The sequence below is a fragment of the Neisseria sp. P0022.S010 genome (assembly GCF_051956635.1).
On record NZ_JBQCXF010000151.1, the window covers coordinates 1 to 6,615 of the forward strand.

General features: G+C 52.7%; 7 protein-coding genes. 4 read left to right on the forward strand and 3 right to left on the reverse strand.

All coding sequences use genetic code 11. The annotated features are described in order from the left end of the window. The coding region (locus tag ACTHUT_RS12210; RefSeq protein ID WP_440418839.1) for a helix-hairpin-helix domain-containing protein at positions 1-901 on the forward strand (901 nt) is incomplete at its 5' end. A gap of 200 nt (positions 902-1,101) precedes the next feature. After that, complete coding sequence (locus tag ACTHUT_RS12215) at positions 1,102-1,443, forward strand: hypothetical protein (RefSeq protein WP_003683849.1); 342 nt, start codon at positions 1,102-1,104, stop codon at positions 1,441-1,443. A gap of 57 nt (positions 1,444-1,500) precedes the next feature. Here the strand turns inward: ACTHUT_RS12215 and ACTHUT_RS12220 are convergent, their stop codons facing one another. After that, positions 1,501-2,391 carry a LysR family transcriptional regulator gene (locus tag ACTHUT_RS12220; RefSeq protein WP_003683746.1) on the reverse strand — a complete coding sequence of 297 codons (891 nt, stop codon included), beginning with the start codon at positions 2,389-2,391 and terminating at the stop codon, positions 1,501-1,503. 128 nt (positions 2,392-2,519) lie between these two features. Here ACTHUT_RS12220 and ACTHUT_RS12225 point away from each other — a divergent pair, with 128 nt between their 5' ends. Together ACTHUT_RS12225 and ACTHUT_RS12230 are read left to right on the forward strand one after the other, a co-directional pair. After that, complete coding sequence (locus ACTHUT_RS12225; RefSeq protein WP_250601528.1) at positions 2,520-2,915, forward strand: DoxX family protein; 396 nt, start codon at positions 2,520-2,522, stop codon at positions 2,913-2,915. 15 nt (positions 2,916-2,930) lie between these two features. After that, entirely contained in the window at positions 2,931-3,536 is a 606-nt protein-coding gene (locus tag ACTHUT_RS12230; protein WP_250601526.1) for a nitroreductase family protein, read from the forward strand. Between the two features lie 112 nt (positions 3,537-3,648). Here ACTHUT_RS12230 and cysS read toward each other — a convergent pair whose 3' ends face one another. Continuing rightward, on the reverse strand, positions 3,649-5,070 hold the full coding sequence (gene cysS / locus ACTHUT_RS12235) for a cysteine--tRNA ligase (RefSeq protein ID WP_250601524.1): 1,422 nt from the start codon (positions 5,068-5,070) through the stop codon (positions 3,649-3,651). A 240-nt stretch (positions 5,071-5,310) separates the two neighbouring features. Further along, the gene (gene obgE / locus ACTHUT_RS12240; protein WP_250601522.1) at positions 5,311-6,465 is read right to left on the reverse strand and encodes a GTPase ObgE; all 1,155 of its coding nucleotides are present in this window, start codon (positions 6,463-6,465) and stop codon (positions 5,311-5,313) included. Positions 6,466-6,615: the final 150 nt, after the last annotated feature.

Here is a 6,615-nt window from a genome sequence, read left to right on the forward strand (position 1 = left end):
GTATCAGCACGACGTGAACCAAAGCCAGCTCGCTAAATCGCTGGACGCGGTGGTCGAAGACTGCGTGAACGCCGTCGGCGTGGACGTGAACACCGCTTCCGCCCCGCTCTTGGCGCGGATTTCCGGTTTGAATCAAACCCTTGCCCAAAACATCGTCGCCTACCGCGATGAAAACGGTGCGTTCGACAGCCGCAAAAAATTGCTGAAAGTACCGCGCTTGGGCGAAAAAACCTTCGAACAGGCGGCGGGCTTTTTGCGGATTAACGGCGGCAAAGAGCCGCTGGACGCGAGCGCCGTCCACCCCGAAGCCTATCCCGTCGTCGCCAAAATGCTGGCGCAACAAGGCATTACCGCCGCCGAACTCATCGGCAACCGCGAGCGCGTGAAGCAAATCAAAGCGTCCGACTTCACCGATGAACGCTTCGGCCTGCCGACCATTTTGGACATTCTGTCCGAGCTGGAAAAACCCGGCCGCGACCCGCGCGGCGAATTTCAGACGGCCTCATTTGCCGAAGGCATCGACGAAATCAGCGACTTGCAAGTCGGCATGATACTCGAAGGCGTGGTTTCCAACGTCGCCAACTTCGGCGCGTTCGTGGACATCGGCGTCCATCAGGACGGCTTGGTGCACATCTCCGCCCTGTCCAACAAGTTCGTCCAAGACCCGCGCGAAGTGGTGAAAGCCGGCGACGTGGTGAAAGTGAAAGTGCTGGAAGTCGATACCGCCAGAAAACGCATCGCGCTGACCATGCGCTTGGATGACGAAGCGGGCAGTACAGCCAAAAGCAACAGGTCGTCTGAAACCCGACATCAGGAACGCCGCGACCGCAAACCCCAACGCAACGACCGCGCCCCGACCAATTCGGCGATGGCGGATGCGTTTGCGAAGTTGAAGCGGTAAGGTAGAAAACCCATTGAAGGCCGTCTGAAAAGTGATGTTCAGACGGCCTTTATCGTATGGGGCGAATGAGATAATTGGTGGAATGGATATAGTAATGCGCCCGTTGAATGTTACCGATACATTTTGTAGTAGGTATCTGCAAATAAGCGTATAGTTCCAAATATCACAAACCCATCATCACAACCTTAGGAGTTCAAACCATGAAACCTGTTTTGTTTGCCGCGCTGATTTCCTGTTTCTCCGTTGCTGCGTATGCTGCCTGTACCGACAGCCAGCAGCAGTGCGTGATTTATAAAAACGGTAATGTCGCGACAGAAGGCGGCTGTACGGTCAGCAAATGCCAGAGTGCCGATGCGCAAGTGTTGAAATGGAAGCTGAAAAACGGCAAAGGCGTCACCGTGGAAATCGGAAAAAACGGTAAGGTTTTGGTGAACAAGAAACCGGGTGCGAAAGCGAACAACAGCAATGCGTCAGGCATGGGTTTGACATGCTATGCCGCTGATGCGGACAAACGCGAACAGTTCTGCTCGACCAATTATTGATTGGATTGTTACTTTGATTAAAGGCCGTCTGAAAAGTGTTTCAGACGGCCTTGATGTTTATCCTTCCGATATTTTTTCATTGAGAAAGTCGATAAAGCTGCGTACTTTTGCGCTGAGAAAGGCCCTGTCGACATAAGTGGCGTTCAGTTGATCTGCCCAGATGGTGTAATCGGGCAGGAGTTGGATCAATGTGCCGTCCTTCAATTCCTGCTGAACTGCCCAAAGGGGCTGATAGCCTATGCCTGCGCCTGCTTTAATCAGCTCGCGGATCATCAATGTGTTGTCGCTGCGGATAACCGGGGAGAGATGGAGAATGGCTTTTTCTGCGGTAGCGCGGTGGGTAATTTCCTGGTCTTGTTGATTGGTATAGGAAGGCAGGATGGCTTGGTGCTGCATGACGGCTTCGGGTGTATCGGGTGTGCCGTGTCGGGCAAGATAGTCGGGGGCGGCAAGCAGAACGAACTCGATTTTGGCCAGCGGTTTGACGATCAGCGAAGGGGAGGGGGTTTTGGAAACGCGCAAGGCGAGGTCGAAGCCTTCGGCGATGAGGTCGATATGGCGGTTGTCGAGGACGAGGTCGAGCGTGACTTTGGGATAACGCTGGCGGTATTCTGCCAACCATGCGCTCATATTGCCGCCTGCAAACCACAGGGGCATGGTTACGCGCAACATACCTTGCGGCGTGTCGGCACCGCCTGCCGCTTTTTGGGCGGCGGTGTCCAAGGTATCCAGCGCGTAGCTGCATTGGCGGTAGTATTCTTCGCCTGCCTCGGTCAGGTGGAGGTTGCGGCTGTTGCGGTGTAAGAGCTTGGCTTGAATGGTGTTTTCCAGATGGCTGACGTGTTTGCTGGCCATGGCGGTGGAGATGTCGAGCTGATCAGCGGCACGGGTAAAACTACCGCTTTGAACCACTTGGCGGAAAACTTTTAGGCTGAATAGGGTATCCATGATTTCTCATTAGGAAACGTTGTATCAATAATTTTAGTATATATCTCTTACTGGGAATTATCTATACTGCACTTATTGAAATTGCTCCCTACCTCTTTCAGGTAGCCATTAAAATAAGGATTATTAAGATGTCAGCCCTCAAATCATTCCAACCGGTTGTATTGTCTGTCTTGCGTATTGTTGCGGCGTATCTGTTTTTGCTGCATGGCACGGCCAAGTTTTTCAGTTTTCCGATGTCTATGGGCGGCGCGCCCGAAGGATTGATGCTGGTGGCCGGTATTTTGGAAATTGTCGGCGGTATCTTATTGATATTGGGCCTGTTTACGCGTCCAGCCGCGTTTGTTTTGTCCGGTCAGATGGCTGTCGCCTACTTTATGGCGCACGCGTCTTCTGGTAATGTTTTGTTTCCATTGGCCAACCATGGCGAATCTGCCGTTTTGTTCTGTTTCGTGTTTTTGTATCTGGCAGTAGCCGGTGGCGGAGCGTGGGCTTTGGATAACGTTTATGGTAAAGATAAAGATTAATTTAAGGAAGAGATCATGACTTATTCTGTTTTGCAACAAGCTGCTGAAACCCGTCGTTCTATCTATGCATTGAACAACACCCTGCCTCTGTCCAATGAGGAAGTAACCAAAATCATCGAACACGCCGTTTTGCATACGCCGTCTTCTTTTAATTCGCAATCTGCCCGAGTGGTCGTATTGTTTGGCGAAGAACATACCAAAGTGTGGCATTTTGTTGAAGAAGCGTTGCGTGCGGTTGTTCCTGCCGAGCAGTTTGAAGCCACCGCACAAAAACTGAACTTGTTTAAAGCAGGCGCGGCGACAGTTTTGTTCTTTGAAGATCAAGATGTTGTCAAAGGCTTGCAAGAGAAGTTCCCATCTTATGCAGCCAACTTCCCGATCTGGGCCGATCAGGCAAATGCCATGGTTCAATATGCCGTGTGGACAACATTGGCGGCTACCGGTATCGGCGCCAATCTGCAACACTACAATCCGCTGCCTGATGCGGCCATTGCTAAAGAATGGAACCTGCCGGAAAGCTGGTTGTTGCGTGCGCAAATGGTGATTGGCGGTATCGCGGCCCCTGCCGGCGAAAAAGCCTTCCAACCAATCGAAGGCCGTCTGAAAGTATTCGGCGCATAAATGAAATGATGCTTTAAACAAAGGGCGCGATGTTTGTGCCCTTTTTGAAATAGCAAAATTAAAAAGGCCGTCTGAAAACAGTTTCAGACGGCCTTTTATCTATGTCATGAAATCAACCACGGCGCCAAGTTGTACCGCCGGCGTTGTCTTCCAGAATGATTTTGTGTTCGTTCAGAAGGTCGCGGATGCGGTCGGATTCCGCCCAGTTTTTATCCGCGCGTGCCTGTTTGCGGCGGGCGATTAAGTCTTCGATTTCTTCGTTGGAGAGGCTGTCTGAAACGGCACCACCTTGCAGGAACTCGGTCGGATCGCGTTGCAACAGGCCGATGATGCCGCCCAAGGCTTTCAGGCAGCCGGCGAGGTGCGCATCATTGGTTTTGTTTACTTCGCCTGCCAGTTCGAACAACACGGCAACGGCTTCGACCGTACCGAAATCGTCGTTCATGGCGGCGTAGAAGCGGCGGGTGTAGTCGTTGGCGTTTTCAGATAAATCAAACTCAGCCGCCGGTGTGTTTTTCAACGTGGTGTACAGGCGGGTCAGCGCGCCTTTTGCGTCGTCTAAATGCGCGTCGGAGTAGTTCAGCGGGCTGCGGTAGTGGGCGCGCAGGATGAAGAAGCGCACGACTTCGGGGTCGTATTGTTTCAACACTTCGCGGATGGTGAAAAAGTTGCCCAGCGATTTGGACATTTTTTCGCCGTCCACACGGATAAAGCCGTTGTGCAGCCAGTATTTGACGTGGCTGGCGATGCTTTGACCGTGGTGGGTTTGCGCGTGGTCGTGGCCGCAGGTATGACCACTGGCACCGACGCTTTGGGCAATTTCATTTTCATGGTGCGGGAACTGCAAATCCGCGCCGCCACCGTGGATGTCGAAAGTATCGCCGAACAGGTTTTCACTCATGGCGGAGCATTCAATATGCCAACCCGGACGGCCATTGCCCCAAGGGCTTTCCCATGCAGGTTCGCCTGCTTTGGCCGCTTTCCACAACACAAAATCAAGCGGATCGCGTTTGAAACCGTCCACTTCCACACGTTCGCCTGCGCGCAAGTCATCCAACGATTTGCCCGATAACTGGCCGTAAGCGGCAAACTCGCGCACAGCATAGTAAACGTCGCCGTTTGCGGCAGGATATGCTTTGCCGTTTTGAATCAGGGTCTCAATCATGGCAATCATTTGCGGAATGTTTTCCGTCGCCTTCGGCTCGATGTCGGGACGCAATACGCCCAAAGCATCGGCATCTTCGTGCATAGCCTGAATGAAGCGCGCGGTCAGTTCGCCGATGGTTTCGCCGTTTTCAGCCGCACGGGCGATGATTTTGTCGTCGATGTCGGTAATGTTACGCACATAAGTGAGCGGATAACCGCACTCGCGCAGCCAGCGGGCAATCATGTCGAACACAACCATCACGCGGGCATGGCCTAAGTGGCAATAGTCGTAAACAGTCATGCCGCAAACGTACATACGCACGTTTTTAGGGTCGATGGGGGAGAAGGGTTCTTTTTGACGGGTTAGGGTATTGTAGATGGTGGTCATGAGGTTTCGCTAAAGGTTGTCGTTTGGTGTAGAGGCCGTCTTAATCATGCTTTAACGGCGTTTATAAATTGAATACGGTTATAGAATTCTAAAACAAATTTATGGCTGTGTCCGTTGTTACTTTATCGTTTGATTTTTGAAAAAAGGAGAATGCTGCTTACCGAAAGGGCAGGTATAAAACCCGCCCTATGTTTTGTATTTTCAGACGGCCTGTGGATAAAAAAGGCCGTCTGAAATTTTTTACTCCGGCTTAAACACGCCGGTATCCGTTTTAGGCTGCTGCTCAGTAATTTCGGCTTTTGCGACTGCCTGCTCCGCTTCGGCTTTTTCAGCTTCAATGCGTTTTTTCTCAGTCAGATATTGGTTGATTTGGTGTATCAATTCCTGCGTACCTTGGTGGGTCAACGCACTGATTTGGAAGAGGCGCGGAGTTTCCATATCGAATTGGAAGCGGTCGTCTGGTTTCGGATAGTCCCAGCCGATGGCTTCGAGGAAGGCGGCGCTACGCGCTTGGGCTTCTTCTTCGTCGAGCATGTCGAGTTTGTTCAGCACCAGCCAGCGCGGTTTGTCGTAGAGTTCTTCGTCGTATTTGCGCAATTCGTTGATGATGGCGAGGGCTTCTTCGGCGGGATTAACGGTTTCGTCGAAGGGGGCCAAATCGACGACGTGCAACAGCAGGCCGGTGCGCGATAGGTGTTTGAGGAAGCGGTGGCCGAGGCCTGCGCCTTCTGCTGCGCCTTCAATCAGGCCGGGGATGTCGGCCATGACGAAGCTGTGGTTTTCGTCGATGCGCACGACGCCTAAATTCGGATGCAGGGTGGTGAAGGGGTAGTTGGCGATTTTGGGGCGTGCGGCGGAGACGGCGGTAATCAGGGTGGATTTACCGGCGTTGGGCATGCCTAATAAGCCGACATCGGCGAGGACTTTAAGCTCGAGTTGCAGGGAACGGGTTTCGCCTTCTTCGCCGGGCGTGGATTGTTTCGGGGCGCGGTTGACGGAGGATTTGAAGTGGATGTTGCCCAAGCCGCCTTTGCCGCCTTTAGCAAGGCAGACGCACTGGCCGTGGTGGGTGAGGTCGGCGACGATTTCGTCGGTGTCGAGGTCGCGGATAAGGGTGCCGACGGGCATTTTGAGGACGATGTCGTCCGCCCCTGCGCCGTAGCGGTCGGAACCGTGGCCTTTTTCGCCGTTTTTGGCTTGGTAGCGTTTGACGAAACGGTATTCGACGAGGGTGTTGGTGTTTTCGTCGGCTTCTGCCCAAACGCTGCCGCCTTTGCCGCCGTCGCCGCCGTCAGGGCCGCCGCGGGGTACGAATTTTTCGCGGCGGAAACTGGTTGCGCCATTACCGCCTTTGCCTGCGGCGACTTCGATTTTTGCTTCGTCGATAAATTTCATGGTGTTCTCTTATGGGTGTTCGATTGTTTCAGACGGCCTTTGTTAATAGAGGAGCTTGGTGTCTGAACGGATAAAATGTTGCTTATTATAAAGGATATTTCGGTTTTAGGCCGTCTGAAATATGGTTTCAGACGGCCTTGGATTTATTGG

Coding starts and splice junctions, on each gene's coding strand:
- cysS (WP_250601524.1), bottom strand. CDS start 5,070: ATGACCACCATCTACAATACCCTAACCCGTCAAAAAGAACCCTTCTCC.
- obgE (WP_250601522.1), bottom strand. CDS start 6,465: ATGAAATTTATCGACGAAGCAAAAATCGAAGTCGCCGCAGGCAAAGGC.
- ACTHUT_RS12225 (WP_250601528.1), top strand. CDS start 2,520: ATGTCAGCCCTCAAATCATTCCAACCGGTTGTATTGTCTGTCTTGCGT.
- ACTHUT_RS12220 (WP_003683746.1), bottom strand. CDS start 2,391: ATGGATACCCTATTCAGCCTAAAAGTTTTCCGCCAAGTGGTTCAAAGC.
- ACTHUT_RS12215 (WP_003683849.1), top strand. CDS start 1,102: ATGAAACCTGTTTTGTTTGCCGCGCTGATTTCCTGTTTCTCCGTTGCT.
- ACTHUT_RS12230 (WP_250601526.1), top strand. CDS start 2,931: ATGACTTATTCTGTTTTGCAACAAGCTGCTGAAACCCGTCGTTCTATC.